Annotated in this window: 17 protein-coding genes; 9 read left to right on the top strand and 8 right to left on the bottom strand. The window is 49.8% G+C overall.

Annotation, left to right across the window (positions count from 1 at the left end; genetic code table 11):
- Positions 1–88 precede the first annotated feature (88 nt).
- Positions 89–733, bottom strand: a complete 645-nt coding sequence (locus tag E1H14_RS05440; protein ID WP_149390437.1) for an LON peptidase substrate-binding domain-containing protein — start codon at positions 731–733, stop codon at positions 89–91.
- Positions 734–812: 79 nt separating this feature from the next.
- A complete protein-coding gene (gene rimO, locus E1H14_RS05435; RefSeq protein ID WP_149390436.1) occupies positions 813–2,132 on the bottom strand; it encodes a 30S ribosomal protein S12 methylthiotransferase RimO in 1,320 nt (439 codons plus the stop codon).
- Positions 2,133–2,278: 146 nt separating this feature from the next.
- Between rimO and E1H14_RS05430 the strand changes: the two genes are divergently transcribed.
- The 3 genes from E1H14_RS05430 to E1H14_RS05420 all read left to right on the top strand — a co-directional run bounded on the left by E1H14_RS05430 (position 2,279) and on the right by E1H14_RS05420 (position 4,173).
- On the top strand, positions 2,279–2,914 hold the full coding sequence (locus tag E1H14_RS05430) for a DNA-binding protein (protein WP_149390435.1): 636 nt from the start codon (positions 2,279–2,281) through the stop codon (positions 2,912–2,914).
- Between the two features lie 64 nt (positions 2,915–2,978).
- Positions 2,979–3,416 carry a response regulator gene (locus tag E1H14_RS05425; RefSeq protein WP_200834041.1) on the top strand — a complete coding sequence of 146 codons (438 nt, stop codon included), beginning with the start codon at positions 2,979–2,981 and terminating at the stop codon, positions 3,414–3,416.
- An 82-nt stretch (positions 3,417–3,498) separates the two neighbouring features.
- Positions 3,499–4,173: a response regulator gene (locus E1H14_RS05420; RefSeq protein ID WP_149390434.1), complete on the top strand. Its 675-nt coding sequence runs from the start codon at positions 3,499–3,501 to the stop codon at positions 4,171–4,173.
- Positions 4,174–4,504: 331 nt separating this feature from the next.
- Here E1H14_RS05420 and E1H14_RS05415 read toward each other — a convergent pair whose 3' ends face one another.
- Both E1H14_RS05415 and E1H14_RS05410 read right to left on the bottom strand, forming a co-directional pair.
- The gene (locus E1H14_RS05415) at positions 4,505–5,587 is read right to left on the bottom strand and encodes an alkene reductase (RefSeq protein WP_149390433.1); all 1,083 of its coding nucleotides are present in this window, start codon (positions 5,585–5,587) and stop codon (positions 4,505–4,507) included.
- Between the two features lie 52 nt (positions 5,588–5,639).
- Positions 5,640–7,469 (bottom strand): ABC transporter ATP-binding protein, encoded by a 1,830-nt coding sequence (locus E1H14_RS05410; protein WP_149390432.1) that lies wholly within the window; start codon positions 7,467–7,469, stop codon positions 5,640–5,642.
- 144 nt (positions 7,470–7,613) lie between these two features.
- On the opposite strand from E1H14_RS05410, the gene E1H14_RS05405 reads away from it, so the two are divergent.
- A complete protein-coding gene (locus E1H14_RS05405; protein ID WP_149390431.1) occupies positions 7,614–9,008 on the top strand; it encodes a DEAD/DEAH box helicase in 1,395 nt (464 codons plus the stop codon).
- A 5-nt stretch (positions 9,009–9,013) separates the two neighbouring features.
- Here the strand turns inward: E1H14_RS05405 and E1H14_RS05400 are convergent, their stop codons facing one another.
- On the bottom strand, positions 9,014–10,501 hold the full coding sequence (locus tag E1H14_RS05400; RefSeq protein ID WP_149390430.1) for a CYTH and CHAD domain-containing protein: 1,488 nt from the start codon (positions 10,499–10,501) through the stop codon (positions 9,014–9,016).
- Positions 10,502–10,673: 172 nt separating this feature from the next.
- On the opposite strand from E1H14_RS05400, the gene E1H14_RS05395 reads away from it, so the two are divergent.
- Together E1H14_RS05395 and E1H14_RS05390 are read left to right on the top strand one after the other, a co-directional pair.
- On the top strand, positions 10,674–11,645 hold the full coding sequence (locus tag E1H14_RS05395; protein WP_200834040.1) for an ABC transporter substrate-binding protein: 972 nt from the start codon (positions 10,674–10,676) through the stop codon (positions 11,643–11,645).
- A gap of 3 nt (positions 11,646–11,648) precedes the next feature.
- A complete protein-coding gene (locus tag E1H14_RS05390; protein ID WP_149390429.1) occupies positions 11,649–13,658 on the top strand; it encodes a PhnD/SsuA/transferrin family substrate-binding protein in 2,010 nt (669 codons plus the stop codon).
- A gap of 18 nt (positions 13,659–13,676) precedes the next feature.
- On the opposite strand, the gene E1H14_RS05385 is transcribed toward E1H14_RS05390, so the two are convergent.
- Positions 13,677–14,417 (bottom strand): murein L,D-transpeptidase catalytic domain family protein, encoded by a 741-nt coding sequence (locus tag E1H14_RS05385; protein ID WP_149390428.1) that lies wholly within the window; start codon positions 14,415–14,417, stop codon positions 13,677–13,679.
- A gap of 173 nt (positions 14,418–14,590) precedes the next feature.
- Between E1H14_RS05385 and E1H14_RS05380 the strand changes: the two genes are divergently transcribed.
- A complete protein-coding gene (locus E1H14_RS05380) occupies positions 14,591–16,177 on the top strand; it encodes a L,D-transpeptidase family protein (protein ID WP_149390427.1) in 1,587 nt (528 codons plus the stop codon).
- Positions 16,178–16,268: 91 nt separating this feature from the next.
- Positions 16,269–16,862 carry a response regulator gene (locus E1H14_RS05375; RefSeq protein ID WP_149390426.1) on the top strand — a complete coding sequence of 198 codons (594 nt, stop codon included), beginning with the start codon at positions 16,269–16,271 and terminating at the stop codon, positions 16,860–16,862.
- Between the two features lie 86 nt (positions 16,863–16,948).
- Here E1H14_RS05375 and pbpG read toward each other — a convergent pair whose 3' ends face one another.
- Together pbpG and E1H14_RS05365 are read right to left on the bottom strand one after the other, a co-directional pair.
- Complete coding sequence (pbpG, locus tag E1H14_RS05370; protein WP_149390425.1) at positions 16,949–17,851, bottom strand: D-alanyl-D-alanine endopeptidase; 903 nt, start codon at positions 17,849–17,851, stop codon at positions 16,949–16,951.
- Between the two features lie 42 nt (positions 17,852–17,893).
- On the bottom strand, positions 17,894–18,166 hold the full coding sequence (locus E1H14_RS05365) for a hypothetical protein (protein WP_149390424.1): 273 nt from the start codon (positions 18,164–18,166) through the stop codon (positions 17,894–17,896).
- Positions 18,167–18,491: 325 nt separating this feature from the next.
- Between E1H14_RS05365 and amt the strand changes: the two genes are divergently transcribed.
- Positions 18,492–21,914, top strand: coding sequence for an ammonium transporter (gene amt, locus E1H14_RS05360; protein ID WP_149390423.1), 3,423 nt, complete (start codon positions 18,492–18,494; stop codon positions 21,912–21,914).

Raw genomic sequence — 21,914 nt, 5'->3', positions numbered from 1 at the left:
TCCCGACCGAAAGGAAGACACCCATCGATACATCCAAGTCCTTGCAGATTAGCAGTGAATTCTTAGGTGCGCAATTAGGCGCTTAGCATTAATGCCGCAGTGCTTCGCTCGTGCCGGCATTCGCTTTTAAAGCAAGGTAAGTTTCAAGCCAATCTAAGCGATCTTCTGCGCGCTCGATCTCCAATAAACTTTGTTTATCCTCACCTGGAAAAGGCATGCCGGTAATCAAGCCATTCACTAATTGCAGTCCATCCATTTCATTGAGCGCTTCACGATCTACAGCCAGTCGATTGGAATGGGCGTAGGCCTCCAAATGATCGAGAAAAATGCGCTGCCGATCGCTATTTAACTTCAATTCGGCCTCGTAATCGCCTTGAAATCTTTGCCAGTCTGGCGTACCCAGCAAGTAGCCTGATGCAGTTTCTTCCAGCGCATTTAATTCAAAGCGACAGACCCCGGTCAGAATAATTTCAATGCGACCATCATCGGTTTCATTAAAAAATTGGATACGACCCGCGCCCCCCACGGCAGCCAGCTGACCACCCTCTGTTGCGGGTTGAATCATGCCGATCAAACGTGAAGAGTTCAGCGCATCTTGAACCATGGCAATATAGCGTGGTTCAAAAATATTTAAGGGCAGGCGAGCGCCCGGCATCAAGGCCACATTGGGCAGTGGAAATACCGCGAGCTTGGTGGGTAAAGACTGAAAAGGTGTAATGAAGTGACGATGCATGGACGCCCCCAATTCAACGTTTAACGCAGATTAACTCATGTACGTTGATAATGGGGGCGCAGATGTTAAGTTCAAGTGATTAGTCGATCAGTTCGGCCCAGAGATCGTATTCATCGGCATCCACTACACGCACACGCACGATGCTGCCTGGCTCTAGGTGTGTCGCATGATCGATAAAGACCTGACCATCAATTTCAGGAGCATCGGCTTGGCTACGACCCACCGCGCCTTCTTCCACCACTTCATCAATGATCACTTGAATCTCTTGGCCGATACGCGCCTGCAGTTTCGCCGCACTAATTTTAGCCTGAACCGCCATAAAACGTTCCCAACGTTCCTGTTTGATCTCATCGGGTACTGGATCAGCCAAGGCATTCGCAGGCGCGCCCTCAACGGGTGAATATTGGAAGCAGCCGACACGATCAAGCTGTGCTTCTTCCAAGAAGTCCAGCAGGAGCTGGAAGTCCTCTTCAGTTTCTCCTGGGAAGCCCACAATAAAGGTACTGCGAATGATCAACTCCGGACAGATCGCACGCCAAGCGCGGATGCGCTCTAAGGTGTCTTCGGCATGTGCTGGGCGCTTCATGGCTTTAAGAACACGCGGGCTGGCATGCTGGAAAGGAATGTCGAGATAAGGCAGGATTTTACCTTCCGCCATGAGGGGGATAACCTTATCGACCGAAGGATAGGGATAGACATAATGCAGGCGTACCCACACCCCGAGTGAACCCAAGGCTTCAGCCAACTCAAGCAATCGAGTTTTGACAGGACGCCCATTCCAAAAACGAATTGGATACTTAAGATCAAGCCCATAAGCACTTGTATCTTGAGAAACAATTAAGAGTTCCTTGACACCGGCTTTGACTAAACGTTCGGCTTCATTTAAAACATCATCCGCCGTGCGTGAAACGAGATCACCGCGCATAGAAGGAATGATGCAGAAGGTACAGCGATGGTTACACCCTTCACTGATTTTCACATAAGCATAGTGACGAGGCGTCAGCTTGATGCCTTGAGGCGGTACTAGGCTAGTAAAAGGATCGTGCTCTGACTGGAAAGGGGCATACTCATGGACAGCGCCGACAACTGATTCATAAGCCTGGGGGCCGGTCACAGTTAAGACTTGAGGGTGCAAGGCACGAATCTCATCTTCATTCACCCCCAAACAACCGGTGACGATGACGCGGCCATTTTCTTTAATGGCTTCCCCAATCGCATCCAGGGATTCAGCTTTAGCGCTGTCAATAAAACCACAGGTATTCACGACCACAATATCGGCATTGTCATAAGAGGGTGAAATGTCATAACCCTCTGTCCGCAGTTGCGTCAAAATACGTTCAGAATCGACCAATGCTTTTGGGCAACCGAGACTGACAAAGCCCACCTTGGGTGCATTCATTCAGGAAAAACCTCAGAAAAAAATCAAAAGAATAGTCTACCAAAGTGGCCACTAATGATCGAGGTGGCCGCTCTATCAGAAGGGGAAAGACTTGAGGTATAGTTAATACTATTAATACGTATTATGTACTTAATATACGAGATGCGATGAAGATGCGAGTCGGTACACGCCAGGCTGTTTATGACACGGCTGATGCACTTTTAAAAGAAGGGATCAAACCCACGCAACAGAATGTTCGTGAGCGGATTGGCAGTGGCAGCTTAACTACGATCAATCGTGCTTTAAATGAATGGTGGGAGCAGCTTGCACAGCGCATGCAGCAACCTCAGCGTCCAGAGATTCCTGAAGCGGTTCTGAGTCTGGCGAGCCAGGCCTGGGATCGAGCTTTAGCCTATGCCGAACAACAATATCAAACTGAACGACAAGGAAGCGCCGAGCGTGAGGTCAGCTTGCGCCGAGCACTTGATGCAGCGGAGCAAAAAGCACAAGTGACGTTGCGCGCTCTGCAAGCTCAGCAGGCGGAGTTGATGAATAAATACACACGAATTTTGGAGGAAAAACAGCAGTTAGATAAGGAGCACAGCAAGCTGGAGCGTGAGCTCTTTACAATCAAAACATCTTCACCTGCACTAGCGGTGGATCCCGCTACACAAGATGCCTTAATCGAGGCGCGCGTTACTATGCGGATTCAGGATGAAGAGATCCAGCGCTTGAAACTTAGAATTGAACATTTATTAACAGAAAATATTGCACTCAAACAGCGCTTGTCGGACACTCGTTGAATGCTTACAACCGAATGGGCTTAGGCCAATAAATCACTTTATCTTCTGGATGTAATTCATTGATATGGAAGATTTTATAAAACCAGGAAGTTCGATTGAGCAAGTACGGACGCTGATTCGTGGTGCCGCAACTGGGAGCCGCATTTGCTGCCAAGACCTCGAAACGTTTGAGCTGGCCAAGCGCGCCTTGGTCGCTGAAAGGGCATTGGGCGTCACCCTACAACTGGTCGATGAAGAGGGCTATATTTCACGCCAAGTGACCAGTAAATCACGAAGCGAATCTCTGGCGCCGGATAGCTTTAACGATCGACAGCTGGCCGTTATTCGCGCCTTGGAAAAGGTGTTTGAGCACTGTCAGAAAGAAGGGATTCAGCTTGTTGGTTTTAGTGATGAGTTGGTTGCACAACGGGTTGGTACAAAAACGAACCATCTTGGCTTAAGTGCGGGAGCTTTAGATCTCGATACTCACGGCATGTATCGTGGTGCAGATCTAGAGCCCTAAGTGAATTTCCACTTGAGTCTAATGCAGTCTAGCGAGCTTTACGGCATACTAAGCGCTCGGTTTTCAGCGCGGATCCAGCAATATGCCCCATCCTGAGTCCTCCTTAGTGTCTATTTTGTTGGTGGATGATCACTCCATCATTCGTGCTGGCTATCGGCAGATTCTGCAAAAGAATCCCTCCTTGCAGGTAGTCGCTGAAGCGGAGTCTGGCCAGTGTGCGCTCAAGGCTTATCAGCGGCATCAACCAAACATTGTTCTCATGGATCTTTCTATTCCTTTGCGACAAGGGGAGGGGGAGGTTTCATCGGCCTGCGGGCTAGATACGATTCGACGCTTGGTGAGTCAAGACAGCGAGGCGCGTGTTTTAGTGCTAACAGCATTAAACTCTGAGCCTTATCCATCCCAAGCCATAGCCGCGGGTGCTAAAGGCTATCTGACTAAGCATTGTGCTCCTGATGAACTCCTAGTGGCTGTCGCATCTTTGATGAAAGGTGAAACCTATGTTTCACGCTCAGTGCTGGCGATGATGGATGGCTGCTCCGAATCCACGTCTAAAATAGATCGACTGAGCCAGCGTGAGCAAGAGGTTTTCTGCATGCTGGCACAAAGCTACCCAATCGCCAAGATCGCCGATACGTTGCATTTAAGTCCAAAAACGGTCCATGCACACCGTGCCAATATCCTGCGCAAGCTAGAGCTCAAAACGAACTCAGACTTGGTTCGCTTGGCCATGCGTTATGGAATGCTGGAAACCTAATATCCCTCCAAAAGATAAAACTATCTATCCGCTGACTGATGATGTGATTTTGATCAACGCAGCCTAATGTCAATTAGACTGCGTCAAGTCACGACCAGCATCTAGCCTTAAGAAAAACCTAGAACTCTCATTTAACTTTAATTGGAACCGACAGAATTTCGAGGCTTTTTCCTAGTCTATTTCAGCATGCTTGATTTCGTATAATGTATATTATGTTAAATTGTGTATTTTAAGGGACAGGTATCAGGTGAGATTTCTTTTAAGTTTCAGGTTCTGGCTTTCCCAGCCTGATCCGATCCAGGATCAGACCAGACCAGGTATACAGATAGGCTTATTCGGAAGTGGCTGCACTCAGAGTCGGATAATCGTTATACCCTTCCCGTCCTTGGGTATAAAAAGTTGCAGGATCGGCAGCATTCAGTTCAGCTTTTTGGCGAATACGCTCCGGTAAATCTGGATTAGCCAAGAAAGACACACCAAAGGCAATGGCATCGGCTTGTCCGCTCTCAACGGCCGCTTCAGCCTCTTCAGGGCTATAACCCATATTCAAAACTAAATGTCCTTGATAAAGCTCGCGCACAGGTGTCACCACATCGCCTTTTTGCTGCCCAAAGAAATCCGCGCGCATGAGATGCAGGTAGGCTAAATTACGCGAGTTCAACTCCTTAGCTAGCCAACTGATCAATGATATTGGGTCGCTATCACGCATATCGTTGTAACTATTTAAGGGTGATAATCGTACGCCGACACGCTGACTCCCGAAAACATCCGATACTGAATCAATTACTTGCATTAATAACTTCGCGCGATTCTCTAAGCTTCCACCATAGATGTCCTGGCGCTGATTGCTGCCGTCGCGCAAAAACTCATCGAGCAGATAGCCATTGGCGCCATGGATTTCAACACCATCAAAGCCTGCCGCTTGGGCATTGAGGGCAGCTTGGCGAAAACCTGCGATAATGTCTGGTATTTCATCCAGGCTCAATTCGCGAGGCAGTGTGTAGGGTTGCTTGCCTTGAGGCGTATGAACTTCATCATTCTGAATGGCGATTGCGCTTGGCGCGACAGGTTGTTTGCCCTGATTGAGTAATGGATGGCAAGCGCGGCCTCCGTGCCAGATTTGCAAGAAGATACGCCCTCCTTCCTTATGCACCGCTTCGGTGACCTGTTTCCAGCCTTGAATTTGCGCGTCTGAGTAGATACCTGGCTCGCGCCAAAAAGCCGAATTTCCTTCCATCGCCATGGTCGCTTCCGCAATGATCAAGCCCGCACTTGCACGCTGCGCATAGTGCTCCACCATCAACGCACCAGGAACATGGTTATCTTCAGCACGGCAGCGTGTCAGTGGCGCCATAAAAATTCGATTTTTCAGTGTTAAATCGCCTAAGACGAGGGGTGTAAACAGGGTATTCATTAGCTTTCCTCAAAATAGATATTATTAATACACAATACGTACTTTAAATATTTCATGCATCTTCGCTTAAAAAACCTCCAGACTGATGCGCCCAAAGTGATGCATAGAGTCCTCCCTTCTCAATTAAGGCGGCATGGCTGCCCTGCTCAAGAATATCGCCTTGATCTAGTACGATTAGGCGATCCATAGCTGCAATGGTTGAGAGGCGATGTGCAATTGCAATCACCGTTTTACCTTCCATCAGTTGATAGAGATTTTCTTGGATAGCGCTTTCCACTTCGGAATCCAGGGCTGAGGTGGCTTCATCTAAAATTAGAATGGGCGCATCTTTTAACATGACACGCGCAATGGCAATGCGTTGGCGCTGGCCACCAGACAACTTAACACCGCGCTCACCAACCTGAGCGTCATATCCCCTACGTCCCGAAGCATCTTGCAGTTCAAGAATAAACTCATGCGCATGGGCTTTTTTAGCGGCTTGGATAATTTCCTCATCACTGGCATCCGGTCGGCCATAGGCGATATTTTCACGTACTGAACGATGCAGTAACGAAGTGTCTTGGCTGACCATCCCGATGGCAGCACGCAAGGATTCCTGCTGAACGTCAGCAATGGATTGTCCATCGATTAGGATTTTGCCCTGCTCTAAGTCATAAAAGCGCAAAAGCAAATTCACCAAGGTTGACTTGCCAGCACCTGAACGCCCGACTAGACCTACTTTTTCGCCCGGGCGAATATCCAGTGAAAGCCGCTCGATCACACCCGCTTCTTGACCATAGTGGAAGCTGATCTGGTCAAATTTGATCTCACCTCTATGGGCTTGCAGCCGAGGTGCATCAACCCGATCCTGAATGGTTTGAGGGACGGCAATACTGGCGATGCCATCTTTAACTGTCCCTATATTTTCAAAAAGTGCGGCGACTTCCCACATGATCCATTGCGACATACCTGAGAGACGCAAAACCAAACCTATCGCCACCGCCAGCGCACCGAGACTCAGTGCGGCGTTTGACCAAAGAAAGAGACTCAGTCCTGCCACACCTAACAGCAAGAGAGAGTTCAATAAATATAGACAGGTGTTAAAAATCGTCACCAGGCGCATTTGCTCATGCACGGTCACGAGAAAACCCTGCATACTCGCTTGCGCATAATCAGATTCCCGCTGGGCATGCGAGAAGAGCTTGACTGTCTGGATATTAGTGTAAGCATCGACCACACGCCCGGTCATGATCGAGCGTGCATCGGCTTGGCGTTGTGACACAGCACCTAACAAAGGCACAAAGCATTTTAATAGCAGAATATAAGCCGCCAACCAGAGCAGTAACGGCCAAACCAGTCGCAGGTCGGCACTGCCGAGAATCAGCAGCGTGCCCAAAAAATATACGCTGACATAGTTGATCACATCGATCAGCTTAATCACGCACTCACGCACAGACAGCGCTGTTTGCATCAGCTTGGTGGCAATACGACCGGCAAACTCCTCTTGATAATAATGTATCGATTGTCGCAGCAAGTATCGATGGATTAACCAACGTATGCGCATTGGATAATTGCCCATTAACACCTGAAAGTTCACGAGTGAATGCAGCAAAACAATCAAAGGCAGGAGCAAGATCACCAGCGCCATGCCCAGTAGCGTCCAGCGCTGCGTTTGCCAGAAGCTCTCGATCTCCTGGGTCGATAACCAGTTCACTAGATTGCCCATAAAACTGAATAACCACACCTCGATCAGGGCAACGCAGGCCATCAACAAGGCCGATACGAGTAACCAAGGCCAAGCGCTACGCGAGTAATGCCAGCAAAAAGCTAAAAGCCCGCGCGGTGGTAAGCTGGGTTCTTCTTTGGGAAAAGGGTTAAGACGGCGTTCAAACCATTGAAACATTAGGATTCCTAATCTCTGAGGGGTAAAAGTGAGTATAGACGTTGGATGTCGCTAGGATGGAGGCCCGCAGCTAGGTCTTTCTACTTGTAATGGAGAAATCTGCTAAACTCGCACTTTATTTTCGCCTGTTATTGGAATGTCTGCATGACGCGCTTTGCTGAATTAAACCTCTGCCCTGAACTCCTGGCAAAGCTTGAAGCCTTGGGTTACAAAGAACCTACGCCGATTCAAGCCAAAGCGATCCCTTTGATTCTTCAAGGCAAAGACCTTTTAGCTGAAGCTCAAACTGGCACCGGTAAAACGGCGGCCTTTGCTCTGCCTATCTTACAGACGTTGCAGGCACCACAGCGTCAAGATGAGTATCACCTGATCCGCGCACTCATTTTAGTCCCGACTCGCGAGCTGGCCATACAGGTCGCGGATCAAACCCTGGCGTATGCCGAATATTTAGGTCTGCGTGTTGTGGCGATTTATGGGGGCGTGCGTTTTGATAATCAACTGCGCAAAATGAAACGCGGTGCCGATGTCCTAGTGGCTACCCCTGGGCGTTTGCTGGATATGTTGCTGCAGAAAAAGATCTCTTTGCAACATCTCGAGCACCTGGTTCTTGATGAAGCAGATCGCATGCTGGACCTCGGGTTTATTGAAGAGATAGGTAAAATCCTGCGCTTTGCGCCCAGCCAACGTCAGACCCTGTTGTTTTCAGCGACGCTGAACTCACGCATTGATGAGCTGGCCGAGGCGTTATTAAACGACCCGCAACGCCTTTCTATGTCCACACGTAATTCCGCGTCCAAACAAGTACAGCATTATGCTTACGCTGTGGATGCATCGGATAAAGCGGATATTTTATGTTACCTCATTAAAGGTGCCGCTTGGCAGCAAACGCTGGTGTTCACTCGTACGCGCAAACGTGCAGATGCTTTAACAGACTACTTAAACCAAGAAGGTGTTGCTGCGCGCGCCCTTCACGGCGATAAAATTCAAAAAGAGCGTACGGCTGCTTTACAGGCATTTTTGCAGAATGAGATCCGTGTTTTGGTGGCGACCGATGTGGCCGCTCGCGGGCTACATATCGATGCGTTACCGCAAGTTGTGAATTTTGATTTGCCTAATATCGCAGAGGATTATGTGCACCGTGTGGGTCGGACCGGACGTGCCGGTCAGAAAGGCCAGGCCCACTCTTTGGTCGGACCGGATGAAAAGCGCTACCTGAATGACATTTGCGCCCTGATTGGACAAAACATTCCTCTACGCCCGGTTCCACAAGCGACCAAAAGTGGCTTGCAGCAAGCCACTCCGATCGCGTCCGCCCACCCATCCGCCCGCGCAGGCCGTCGTAAACAAGGGTCTAAATCAGCACTCTCTAAACCCACATCAAAATTACGCAACCGGACTCAAGCATCAAAGCCCGGCGCGGCCGTACCATCTAAGAGCAAAAAATCAGCCACTCCAACTCCCACTCAACCCAAAGCCAAGCCTGTGAAATCGCGCCAGCCCACTGACAAAGGTCAGCGCGCTTCGATTTTTGATACATAACCGGGTTATTTGCGCTTTTTCAGTGCCTGAGCTGTGAGTCTTAAGGCCTGTTCACGTTGAAAGGCAAAAGCTTCATCTTGTCGTCCGGATAGGTAAGCGAGAGCGGTTTGTAAGTGCAGATCTGTTGGCCTGAGCCCGGCTAAATGCGCTTGCGCTGAGGCTAAATCATTCAGATAACCTAGAGCCTTTAAAGCAGTACAGATAGGTTGATACATCTGTTCGTGTGTGTGCTTAGGCAGCAGCGGTAAGAAAAACTCCAGCGCATAACGCAGTGGCTTAAGCGCGATACGCAGGCGATGCAAGGCTTCGGCACCCCCCTTCTGAGCCGCTAAATAACGCTTTTCAGCGCGAGCTTGCAATCGTTGCAAATAAGGACGAACAAAGCGTTTCAGTGGAATAGGATGAGAGGTTACATCTAAACGATGAAGATCCAAGACGAGGCGTAAAACCAATGCGCCCTGCGCTGCCATGACCGGGCTGGCCAACAGCTGTTGACGTGCATCTTTGCGTTGTCTTTGCAGCAATTGATACAACTCTTGCATGCCCCAACGCTGCGCGGAGGCATCCTGCGCCAGCGGAGCAATCAGCTCATCGCATAACACATCCAGATCTCGAACCTGTGCAAAGGCCCGTGCATTATCTGCCAGCTGCCATGTCCAACGTTCGAACAGCTCATTCGGCAATAAGGGTTGGAAGAGTTTAAAGAGGGAGCGCAGGCGGCGTTGACTGATGCGCAGCTGATGTACAAATTCAGGTTGATCACTGCCACCTGCCCCCCTGAGATTGCCTTGCCAATGGCGAATACAGCTAAATGCCATCTCTCGAAATGCCTGAAGCGCTGGAAGCTGAGCACTTAAACCCAGATCGGTCAGATAGGTCGGCGCATCGGGTGTTTGTAAAAAGAGTTGATAGCCTCGCTGCGCTTTAGAAACATCATCGGGGCGTAAGGCCAACTCATCACATAACTGGATTGCCAACTCCAGGAGATCTTCGGCCTCTCCTTTTACCAACTCCAGCTCCAGCTCACACAGAGGCTGTACACGCCCCTGAGCCAATACCTCACCTTGATCGAGCATGAGTAAAATCTCAGCCCCCTGAGCGGAGTGGTAACGTCGAGTTTCGCGCTCAAACAGGGTAGTAAAAACTGGCTGAAGTTGTTCAGAGAGTTGATTTAGTTTCTTGCGTAAAGGCTTGATTTCTATAGCTGAGAAATCAAATTTTCCGGTATAGGCTTGCTCCCATTCAGGGCGCGAGCTCAGGCCGCCCACTGAGGTGTGCGCGCATTTAACCGTTTGTAGAGAGAGATCCCCTTGGAGGCGCGTGCGTAGAGCAATTTTATCGGTTTTTAACAACAGATCCGCTGTGTCGAAGTAGGTGTTATCCAATGTCTGTACATCTGACATAACAGAACTTTGTACCCACACGGGATGCTGTTTTAAAACCGCTAATAAAGCAGGTGGAACCGCTAGCTTAAGCTCAGTTTCTTGCGCCATTTTTGAAGCCTCTCATTTCAGCCAATGAAAATTTAACTTTATCCTGGAAAAGATTGCTACCTTGGACCCACAATCTGACGCTTTAAACAGCTTTTTAGGCATTATCCCTAGTGCCAATAGATTAGTAAAAAAGTTATAGTTGAAGGGTTGCAAATGACCGAAAGGAATTCGTATGTTTCCGCTGACCCGGCGGCGTTTTTTACACCTCGCCATGGCGGCCACCGCCAGTGCCAGCTTGCCTGCTCTAGTGGGATGCAGCAGCGCTCGCTCATTGCGAGTCGGTATTCATCATTGGATTGGGTATGAAACGCTTTATCTTGCACAAGAATTTAATTGGTTCAGCCAACCCATTGATTTGGTGAGTGGTGATTCGGCGCAAAAATCCATGTCTGGGCTGGCTTCAGGCGAATTAGATGCCGCCTGCCTGACCTTGGATGAAGCCCTGCGTCTTCGTGCCGAAGGCGTGGAGATTGTTTTAGGATTGATTTTTAATGTATCAGCCGGTGCCGATATGGTTCTGGCACGTTCGCCTCTTGCCGACTCTTGGCAAGGCGCACGCTTGGGGTATGAGTCCAGTGCCGTTGGTGCGCTAATGCTGAAGCATTTTTTACACGCGCATCAACTCCAAGTTGAAGACTTAGTTTTGCTGGATATCCCTCTGTATCATCAGCTAGAGGCTTGGCAAGCTAAAGAGGTAGATCTGATGATTACCTTCGAGCCGACCGCGAGTCGTCTGCAGCAGGAAGAAGGCGTGCGAATCTTTGACAGTCGTGCACTGCCAGATACGATTTTTGATGTTTTGGCAGTGCGTCAGGATCGCATCAAAGCACACACCCAGCCTATCAAAGCCCTACTAGAAGGACATTTTCGCGCCTTGAATTACATTCGCAGTAATCGGCACGACAGTTTATATCGGATTGCGGCCCGCCAAGGTGTGGAACCGAGTGATATCGAAAATGCCTTAGCCGGTGTGATCCTGCCCTCATTACAAGCGAATCAACGCTATCTGTCTGGACAAAATGAGCGCTTGCAGCTGGCCTGCGCGCACCTCTCTGAGCTGATGCTGGAAACCGGCATCCTCGCACAAAAGCCCAATTTGGATCAGTTTTTGACGCCGCAATGGCTGCCACTACAAGGATTTTGATCCATGCCACGTCTGCTTCGAGCTTGGTTTTTTATTTTTTTGTTGGCCCTTTCCTCGATTGTGCACGCCCTGGAAACACTGACACTTGGGGTTTTTGCCTATCGCCCGAAACCGATCATTGAAGCGCATTATCAACCTTTAGCCGACTATCTATCAGAGGCTCTGGGGGACGGAGTTAAGGTTCGTTTAGCGGTACTGGATCAAAATGAAATCGATCAAGCGCTTAGTCAAAATCAACTGGATCTGGTGTTCACTAACCCGGCTCATTATCTAATTCTGCGTAGCGAAAATACCCTAACCGGTGTCCTAGCGACCTTAATTCGATTGGAAAATCAACAACCGACCAATGCTTTGGGCGGAGTAGTGATTACCCTACCCCAGAGCTCTCTGTATCGGCTTGAAGATTTAATCGGCCAGCGCGTTGCTTACCCTGGCGTGAAAATGCTAGGTGGCTATCGGGTTCACCTCTATGAGTTGCTACAACGAGACATAGAGGTCAAACAGCTACAACTCCTGACCAAAGGAACACATGATCAGGTTGTCGAGGCTGTACTCAAAGGTGAAGTGGATGCCGGCTGGATTCGTACCGGAGTTTTAGAGGCGCTTGAGCGCGAAGGTAAACTGCAAGCCGATCAGTTACGAGTGATCAATCAGCAAAACCTGCCCGGTTTTCCATTTCGGGTTTCCACACGACTTTACCCCGAGTGGCCCTTTATCGCGTTACCCCATGTTAAAGCGGATACAGTAAGGCAAATTGCAGCGGCTTTGATGAACTTAAAAGCGGATCATCCCGCCGCACAAGCGGCACAAATTCACGGTTTTTCGCCACCGAGTGACTATATCGCTGTTGAGAATCTCGCGCGCAGCCTGCGCCTCCCCCCCTATGATGCTGTGCCAGAGATTACACTCGATGATGTTTGGAGCCGTTACGGCGACTGGATGCTGATCTATGGATTGCTGATGCTGATGGTTTCCTCTGCGATTATCGGTTTGTTAGTGCAGAATCGCCGCATCCGCTTATCTGAGGAGCAATTACGTTTAGCCGCACAGGTGTTTAGCCATGCCCGTGAACCGATTCTTATTACCGATCATCACGGTGTGATCATTGATGTGAATGAGGCGATGTGTGATAGCACAGGGTATAACCGGCCTGAGATGCTGGGCAAAACGCCGAGTATGTTAAAATCGGGACGCCAGCCCTCCTCCTACTACGATGAGATGTGGCGGCAGTTACGTCGCGGTCAGTCCTGGTCGGGTGAGGTGTGGAATCGCCATAAGGATGGTGAGGTGTATGCCGTAATGCACAATATCAGCGTTGTGCTGAATAGTCAGGGCAAACCACGCCACTATGTTGCCATCTACACCGATATTACGGCGTTAAAAAACCAGCAAGCCGTACTGGAGCACATGGCTCACTACGATGCCCTGACACAACTGCCTAATCGCGTGTTGCTAAACGACCGTTTACATCAAGCCTGTGTACAAGCGAAACGTCATACTTGGTATCTAGCCGTGGTGTATATCGATCTGGATGGGTTTAAGCAGGTGAACGATACTTACGGCCATGCCGTGGGAGATGAACTCTTGATTCAGGTCTCCCAGAGAATGAAAGAGGCTCTGCGTGAGGTTGATACTCTGGCACGTATCGGTGGAGACGAGTTTATTGCCCTGCTCACAGATCTGGAGTCACCCGCGCTTTGTGAGCCGGTATTAGAGCGTCTCTTGGCGGCTGCCTCAAGCCCGATTCAAATTAGGCTAAAAGATCGTCACACGGAAAGTGTTCAGAGTCTTGCAGTGTCGGCCAGTTTAGGGGTGGCGCTTTATCCGGATGATCCTGCAGAAACGGATGCTTTAAATCAAGAAGCATTAATTCGAGCAGCCGATCACGCTATGTATGATGCCAAGCATCAAGGTAAAAATCGGTTTGTCATCTACTCTGCTGTAAGCGGGTCAGAGTGCAAGCGCATCACTGCTGAAACTTCATCTGATGAAGAGGCCGACATCAATAGATGACGTCGGCACAGGCGCGGTTCAGCTATCGCTGGCTTTACCTGTGAGCGGCGCTAAATAACGCGCGACACGGTTAGGTTGGCAGTTTAAATAAGCTGAGCTTTGTAGCCACTCTTCATCAGGATAATACGAGAACATAAACTGTCCGCCCTTCAAGGTGTCGACCACCTGAGCGGCAATTTCCGGACGTACGGCTGGGCAGCCTTGGCTACGGCCTATCCGGCCTTGGCGCTCAACCCATTCTGGATTTACATAATCAGCGGCATGAATCACGATCGCACGTTCACGCGCCTTATCATTCACACCAGGCTCGAGACCATCCATACGCAGCGAATAACCGTGACGGCCAAAGTAACTTTCCTGAGTACGGAAAAGCCCGATACTGGACTGATGACTACCCACGATATTGGAAAAATCTGTGGCATAGTTGTCACCCGAATTTTGGCCATGGGCAACAAAATCGCGTAACACGAGTGATTGATCTTTAAGATCAAAGATCCACAAACGTTGTTCAGATGAGGGCTTCGAGAAATCGATGATCGCTAGATGATTCGCTGGAGAGAGCCCACCGGAGATGGCACATTGCATCGCACTGACCGCCTTATCCAGCACCTGTCGATTCAGATCCGGGGCTTGATGCGCTAAACGATGGGTTAAAGGAGATTGAAAAGGATTCGCTATAGCTGGGCTAACAGTCAGAGCACAAGGCAGTGCAAGAGCCAGAGCACAAGCAAGGCTCCAGCGTTTAGGTCTGGATAACATCAAATAAATTCCCCTCAGAACAGTCTACAGCTTGATGTTCGCCCTTCTGAGTGGCCAGCGAACATCATCCTGCTTGGGTTGTTTTGTTTCAATCTGCGTTCAGGGTCTATACTGACCTCTATCAACGCGGTGCCATGCGCCATGATAACAGCTGGCGCTAAGGAGAAAAACAATTGTATAAAAAAAGATCAATTCACCTTCTCTGTGTGACGGCAGTTTTATCCTGGCCCTTTCCTCTGATGGCAACTGAGGTGCCAGAAGATCTCTTGCACCTGCCTGAAACCGCCGTGCTGCAAAGCCCTGCGCAAGTACAGAGGTTTTATACCCTCGCCCAGCATAAATTGGTTTGGCAAAGCGCTGAACGTTATCAGCAACTCCTCGATGAATTGCAGGCTTTAGCGGATGATGGTCTGAATCCAGATGCCTATGGTTTGGATCGGCTTTACAACTATCTAGAACTCGAATCAGACGATCCGAGCTGGTGGCAAGAGCGTGATCTGTTGGCCACGCAGGCCTATTTGCAAGCGCTTAAGGATTTGATGTTTGGCCGCTTAAATCCGGCTCAGGTCGAACCCATTTGGCAACAAGAAACACCGCTACAGAGGCCGGATAGTGATGCACAAAATCTTTTTGCCCTACAAGGACTGGATCGACTGCAAGACACCTTTACCCAGGCTCGGCCGAGCGATCCACGCTATCATCATTTGCGCCAAGCCTATGCACATTTACGCCAACAAGATCAAAGCGCTCTCTGGCAAGAGATTCCCGCTGGCCCGCTTCTGCGTCCTGGGCAAGCCGATGCACGTGTGCAAGCGGTACGTAACCGTCTTTTACCTGAACTACAAACGGACACTCCCGATCTCTATGATTCAGCTCTATCCGATGCGGTCAGGCAGTTTCAACAAGCTCATGCTCTGAATGCCGATGCCATCATTGGTCCTGCGACGCTTCAAGCACTGAACTCATCACCGACAGATCGTTTGAATCAGATCCGGATCAACCTTGAACGCTTTCGGTGGTTGGCTCGGGAAATGGAAGCTCACATGGTGTTGGTGGATATTGCCGGTGCACAGGTGAGTTATTGGCATGATGGTCAGATCGTGTGGCAAGGCCGCGCTCAGGTCGGACGTGCGGAGCGCCCTACACCTATTCTGAAATCTCAAATTACTCACTTTACGTTTAATCCGACCTGGACTGTGCCCCCTACGATTTTGCGGCGCGATAAATTACCAGAGATTCGGCGTGATCTTGGATATTTGCAACGCCATCGTATGCGTGTCTTAAACTTCCAGGGCCAAGAGCTCGACCCTAATGAAGTGGACTGGTGGAATCCTGGCGGCATCATGCTGCGCCAAGATGCCGGTCCAGGGAATGCTCTAGGCCAGGTGGCGATTCGCTTCCCAAATCCACACGCCGTTTATTTACACGATACCCCGAGCCAACGCTTATTTGAGCAAGAACAACGTGCGTTTAGCTCAGGCTGTGTTCGGGTTGAAAAGGCCTTGGATCTCGTAGCGGAATTAATTGAATGGAATCGTATTCCGGGCGATCAACCTATGAACCGCTTGTTGGAAGATGGCCGGACTCGCAATGTGAATCTTGTCCGCAATGTTCCGGTACTACTGGCGTATTGGACTGCTGAAGCCGATGCACAAGGGCGTGTCAGCTACCGCCCCGATGTATACCAAATGGATGCCACTTTGCTGCGAGCCTTGGAAAATAGCCTGGGTCAGGGCATAAAACCCCCATCCCTACACTAAATGACTGATTGTATTTCATGATTCACCTGATAGAATCTCGCTATTTGCGCTAGGAAAATCTGGGCGCAATAGCGGCGAGCAGGTGTGTTGAGTGAAAGAAGAAGTATGTACAAGTCGTAAAGCTGCCGAAATCTTGGGTGTTACGCCCAGAACGATTCAGCTTTGGGCGGATGCCGGTATTCTTCAAGGTTGGAAAACACCCGGCGGTCACCGCCGTTTTAATCTGTCTGAAATTCAGCAATTGGCACTCTCGATCCGCAATCCGGAAGAGATGCCCCCTCTCAGCAATACCCTCCCCACGCAAGTTCAGCCGGTCAAGGTACTGGTCGTGGATGATGATAAAACGATACGGCGCTTGTATGAGCTGACCCTCGCCAGCTGGGGGCTGCCTATGGTCGTCCACTTTGCGGCCGATGGTTATGAAGGCCTCATCGAAGTAGGACGTCAAGCACCGGATTTAATGATTCTGGACTTACAAATGCCGAACATCGACGGTTTTGCGGTCATTCGTGCACTCGAGCAACAATCCCTGCTGACTCAAATGAAGTTGATGGTGGTGAGTGCTCTAAGTGAAGAGGATGTCAAAGCCAATATCGCCTTGCCGGAAAGTGTAACCTTCATTCAAAAGCCGATTCCTTTTGCTCGCATTCGCGACGAAGTGGAGCGCATCCTTCTCTCCAGCTAAACACTCAAATAAACACCCAAAACACTTTATTCGATGTGAATTAAAGCCCGATCTGAAAATCGGGCTTTAATGTTTCTCAGCAGAGTTTAGCGATAGCCATAATGGCGCAGGCGCTCACGCTCATAATCACGTGCGCCTTGCGGAAGATCGCCGCTACTTCCGGTTTCAATCCAACGACGAATACGGCCGGCATCCCCGATGGGGGTGCGTAATCCATCTGAATCGAGCATCACCATCGCTAAGAGTTGACCATTCACCTCAGCCACCATGACCAAACAACGTCCCGCTTCACTTAAAAAACCTGTTTTGCTGAGTTTGACCTGCCAACGCTCATTACGCACTAGCGGATTGGTATTGGTATAGGCCAGCGTGTAGTTGGGCTGGCGAAAATGCACATCACCCTGCCCTTGTGTCGAGAGTTGGCGCAACAGCGGTTGCTGATAGGTCGCGGCCACTAATTTAAGCAGATCACGCGCTGTAGACACATTACCCGGCGATAAACCGGCTGGGTCGATAAAGCGCGTCTGAGTCATGCCTAACTCCTGAGCACGACGATTCATCTGGTTAACAAAAGCCGCTACACCGCCAGGATAGTGGTGCGCTAGGGCATAAGATGCGAGGTTCTCCGAAGACATTAGCGCCATTCGCAGCATATCGATACGGCTAACTTCAGATCCCATACGGATACGCGAATAGGCGTTTTTACCATAGGTTTCGGTACGTGGAACGATTTTTAAACGCTCCTGCATGGGCAGACCGGACTCCACGACCACCAATGCCATCATCAGCTTAGTGATCGACGCAATCGGAACCTGACGATCTGAGCGCTTATCGATCCAGAGCTGCTGGCTACCCAGTGGTGCTACAGCGGCGTGAACGGAAGCAAGATGCAACGCGTTCACATCCCGATTGGGAATGGCGGTCGCGGTTTGAGTGAAACACAGAAGAAAAAATGCGGCAAAAACATAAAAATGGCGAGAGATCTTCATGATACTTCTTATGGCCTGAGGCAAGGGTTTAGACAAAGAGGTTTATCGAGACCAGGCTTTGACTTCTTTCATTAATTGGCTAATGTCCAGTCCAAGAGAGTTGGCCAGTTGCTCGGTACTATTGGTCGAGGGTGTCGCGGGAAGACGAAAACTTGAACTGGACTCCATCTCTTTAGCGGCGGCAATGGCGTGTGCTTTCTCTGCCGCTTCGGCTTCAGCTTTACGCTGCGCTGCCAGTTGATATATAGACTTTTCAACCCGCTCAAGCTCATCCAGTGAGAGCCGGTTGAGGTAGTCAATGACCGGATCTGTCATATGATTTGATACCTGTTACTTCGATCAGAAGGGTGTCAGTTTAATCCTGAGAGGTAAACGACTTATTATTAGAATAAAACCTGCTATTAGAGTCTTTGAATAGGTTCTTCTCATCTAATCAGTCGAACTCATTCAAACCCGTTTATTCTGCCTCAAGTTTTCCTTTTTCGCTATCAAAATCCCAGATCTTCTATGGCATAGATAATGCTTTCTAATTAATGCCCCACATCAAAGCTGCCGATGCCATGCACAGAGGCTATCACCACCTCGGTCTGTGTTTAGAAATGCTGCTATGTGGTGCATTTTTATATTAGAGGGATTATGTATGGTCGATAAGAGTGCGCTGGATGCAATGTGGATTCTTCTCGCGGCGATATTAGTCTTAATCATGCAAGGAGGCTTCCTCTGCTTAGAGTCGGGTCTTACGCGCAGTAAAAATGCCATCAATGTGGCACTCAAAAACGCCTTTGATCTAATCGTGGCAGTCGCCCTATTCTGGCTTTTGGGCTTTGGGCTTATGTTTGGCGAGCATGATCTGCCAAGACTAGACAGTCGCTGGTTTGCGGCTGACTTTGTGGATGATCCCTTCTGGCACGCCAGCTTTTTCTTTTTCCAGCTAACATTCTGTGCCACCGCCGCCACGATTGTTTCCGGTGCCATTGCGGAGCGCAGCCGCTTTTTGGTCTACGTCTTTATTACGGCGATGATTACCCTACTCATTTACCCTGTTTTTGGTCACTGGGTATGGAGTGGAGCCTTAAATGAACAGGGGGGATGGTTAGAGTCCTTAGGGTTTGTTGATTTTGCCGGCAGCAGCGTTGTTCATAGCCTCGGCGGCTGGGTGGCTTTGGCGGCGGTCATGCGCATCGGCGCTCGGCGTGGTCGTTTTCAAGGAGAAGAGATACGCGAAATACCAGGCAGTAATCTGCCGATGGCGATTTTGGGCATGCTGTTTTTTATCATCGGCTGGATAGGTTTTAACGGCGGAAGCACACTTGAGTTCACGCCAGCCGTGGCGGGGATCATTATCAATACCCTGATTGCGGCTGCCGCAGGCGGGTTGCTGGGGATGCTTTTAGCACACCTGAACGGAGAAAGCGCACGCACGACCGTGCTCACGATTAACGGTACCTTGTCGGGTTTAGTGGCGATCACCGCAGGTTGCCATGTTGTCTCAACGCCTATGGCCGCCCTCATTGGAGCAATTGGTGCTTTATGCATGTTTCTGACCGAACGCTGGATGCTAAAGAAACGCTTAGATGATGCCATCTCTGCCGTTCCGGTGCATTTAGCCGCAGGTATCTGGGGGACGCTGGCCGTAGCCCTCTTTGGACAGCCACACTTATTGGCAACCGGACTGAGTCAGTGGCAACAAGTACAAGTCCAACTTCTCGGTATCCTAAGTTGTGCCTTATTTGTGTTTCCAACGGCTTGGTGTCTATTGGGGCTGCTGCAAAGGTTCACGCCTCTACGCGTGACACCTCAGGCTGAAGAGGCCGGCTTAAATGTGAGTGAGCACGGCGCCCGCACTGAGTTAGGTGATCTATTGCAGGCGATGCAGCAACAGGAACGCAGTGGTGATATGACACAGAAAGTGCCGGTTGAACCCTTTACTGAAGTTGGACAGATCGCCCATCAATACAACCGTGTTATGACCAACTTAAATCGTATGGTCACACGGACACGGCTGATTGTCCGTGATATGCGCGATGGCATCATCACCTTCACCGGCCAGGGGATCATTACCAGCGCCAATCCCGGCGCTGAGATCTTATTTCGACAACCCGCACATGAGCTAGTTGGCCAGTCAGCCAATCTTCTCTTACATCCAGACAGTGCACGTTTATATCCTCATACACCTCTGGAAAGCCTGCTGGTGCATTTGGCCAGCTCCAGCCAAGAAGGCCCGCATGAAGTGATCGCGCGCAACGCCATCGGCGAAAGCATGACGCTCGAAGTCACGACCAGTGCCAGCCCAACAGAGGAAGGGATTCAGTATAGTGCCATGCTGCGCGATATCAGTGAGCGCAAGCGTATGGAGGAGCGTCTACATCGTCACTCTGAATTGGCGCAAGTGACCCTAGAATCCATCGCTCAAGCCGTAATGACCTGTGATGCGGAGCTGAAAACCATCTATCTAAATCCAATGGCCAGCCATTTGTTAAAGTGGTCGGCTCAAGAAGCCTACAATCAACCTCTACAAACCCTGCTGTGTTTACGCACTCAAGATCAACAAGCGGTTTCTTTGCGTGAGCTGTGCCAACAGAGCATGGCGAAAACCGATTTAATCGAAAGTCGCTTCTTTACCCTGACCGATCGCAAGGGGCAAAGTGCGGATGTGCAGTTAAAATGCGCCCCGCTCACCGATATTCATCAAAAAAATATCGGCTGGGTGATCGTGATGCAGGACATTACCCAGAACAATCGCTTGCAAGAGCTGCTTACTTTTCAAGCGATCCATGACACCCTAACCGGGCTGATCAATCGGCGCGAGTTTGAACGACGTCTAGATCAGCTGATTCAAGAAGCGCGTACCCAACCGAGTGCCCATCTGCTCTGCTACCTCGATCTGGATCAATTTAAAATTGTCAATGATACCTGCGGCCACCGCGCCGGAGATGCACTGCTCAAACAGCTCTCTAATCTACTGAAAAATACACTGCGCCAAAGTGATACCCTAGCGCGCTTAGGTGGGGATGAGTTTGGTGTACTGCTCAGCCATTGCCCTCTAGAGAAGGGTTGGAGCATTGCCGAAAATCTGCGTAAAACCGTGACCGGCTTCCGTTTTAGCTGGGAAGGACAGGTGTTTTCCGTCGGTGTCAGTATCGGCATGGTTCTCATCGCAGATGACTGTGGCACCTTAGATGAAGTGCTCAGCCATGCCGACGCCGCTTGTTATGCCGCAAAAGATCTAGGCCGCAATCGGGTACAACTGTATCAACCGGATGACCAAGAGCTGATCCAGCGTAAGGGACAAATTCAATGGGCGAGCCGTATTCAAGGCGCTCTAGACAATGATCGACTACGTCTTTATTACCAAACGCTCGAGCCGGTGCAGCCGCAACCCGATGCCATCCCCCACTATGAAATCCTAACGCGCCTACTGGATGAAGAGGGAAATTTAGTGCCGCCCGGTGCCTTCATTCCTGCTGCAGAGCGCTTTGGTTTAATGCCTGCGATTGATCAATGGGTCATCCGCAATACCCTAGCCTGGTTAGGTGATCAGTTAAAGCGCCAGGCCAAACCCACCTTTTGTGCCATCAACCTTTCGGGTGCTTCGATAGGTCGAGTCGATTGCCTAGATTTAATTCGCGAACAACTGCAGCGTCATCAAGTGCCTGCACAATACATCTGCTTTGAAATCACTGAGACAGCCGCGATAGCCGATCCGGCCAACGCACGGACTTTCATCAATGAGTTAAAGCAACTCGGCTGCCAGTTTGCACTGGATGATTTTGGCAGTGGATTATCGTCTTTTGCTTACCTAAAAGAGTTGCCAGTCGATTATCTGAAAATCGATGGTATTTTTATTCAAGACTTAGCGCGTAACCGTATTGATCAGGCCATGGTCGAGTCAATTAATAACATAGGTCATATTATGGGCTTAAAAACCATTGCCGAGCGCATAGAAGATGCTGAAACACTTAGCATTCTGCGTGAAATTGGTGTTGACTATGTACAGGGGTATTATTTATCGCGTCCTGAACCTTTAGCGTCATTACAGGGGGTAAGGGTAATGCCTCGCTAG

Source organism: Nitrincola tapanii, from assembly GCF_008368715.1.
GTDB lineage: Bacteria > Pseudomonadota > Gammaproteobacteria > Pseudomonadales > Balneatricaceae > Nitrincola > Nitrincola tapanii.
The sequence above is the reverse complement of the archived record's forward strand: the minus strand, read 5'-3'. Positions and strand labels throughout refer to the sequence as shown.

Coding starts and splice junctions, on each gene's coding strand:
- E1H14_RS05440 (WP_149390437.1), bottom strand. CDS start 733: ATGCATCGTCACTTCATTACACCTTTTCAGTCTTTACCCACCAAGCTC.
- rimO (WP_149390436.1), bottom strand. CDS start 2,132: ATGAATGCACCCAAGGTGGGCTTTGTCAGTCTCGGTTGCCCAAAAGCA.
- E1H14_RS05430 (WP_149390435.1), top strand. CDS start 2,279: ATGAAGATGCGAGTCGGTACACGCCAGGCTGTTTATGACACGGCTGAT.
- E1H14_RS05425 (WP_200834041.1), top strand. CDS start 2,979: ATGGAAGATTTTATAAAACCAGGAAGTTCGATTGAGCAAGTACGGACG.
- E1H14_RS05420 (WP_149390434.1), top strand. CDS start 3,499: ATGCCCCATCCTGAGTCCTCCTTAGTGTCTATTTTGTTGGTGGATGAT.
- E1H14_RS05415 (WP_149390433.1), bottom strand. CDS start 5,587: ATGAATACCCTGTTTACACCCCTCGTCTTAGGCGATTTAACACTGAAA.
- E1H14_RS05410 (WP_149390432.1), bottom strand. CDS start 7,469: ATGTTTCAATGGTTTGAACGCCGTCTTAACCCTTTTCCCAAAGAAGAA.
- E1H14_RS05405 (WP_149390431.1), top strand. CDS start 7,614: ATGACGCGCTTTGCTGAATTAAACCTCTGCCCTGAACTCCTGGCAAAG.
- E1H14_RS05400 (WP_149390430.1), bottom strand. CDS start 10,501: ATGGCGCAAGAAACTGAGCTTAAGCTAGCGGTTCCACCTGCTTTATTA.
- E1H14_RS05395 (WP_200834040.1), top strand. CDS start 10,674: ATGTTTCCGCTGACCCGGCGGCGTTTTTTACACCTCGCCATGGCGGCC.
- E1H14_RS05390 (WP_149390429.1), top strand. CDS start 11,649: ATGCCACGTCTGCTTCGAGCTTGGTTTTTTATTTTTTTGTTGGCCCTT.
- E1H14_RS05385 (WP_149390428.1), bottom strand. CDS start 14,417: ATGTTATCCAGACCTAAACGCTGGAGCCTTGCTTGTGCTCTGGCTCTT.
- pbpG (WP_149390425.1), bottom strand. CDS start 17,851: ATGAAGATCTCTCGCCATTTTTATGTTTTTGCCGCATTTTTTCTTCTG.
- E1H14_RS05365 (WP_149390424.1), bottom strand. CDS start 18,166: ATGACAGATCCGGTCATTGACTACCTCAACCGGCTCTCACTGGATGAG.
- amt (WP_149390423.1), top strand. CDS start 18,492: ATGGTCGATAAGAGTGCGCTGGATGCAATGTGGATTCTTCTCGCGGCG.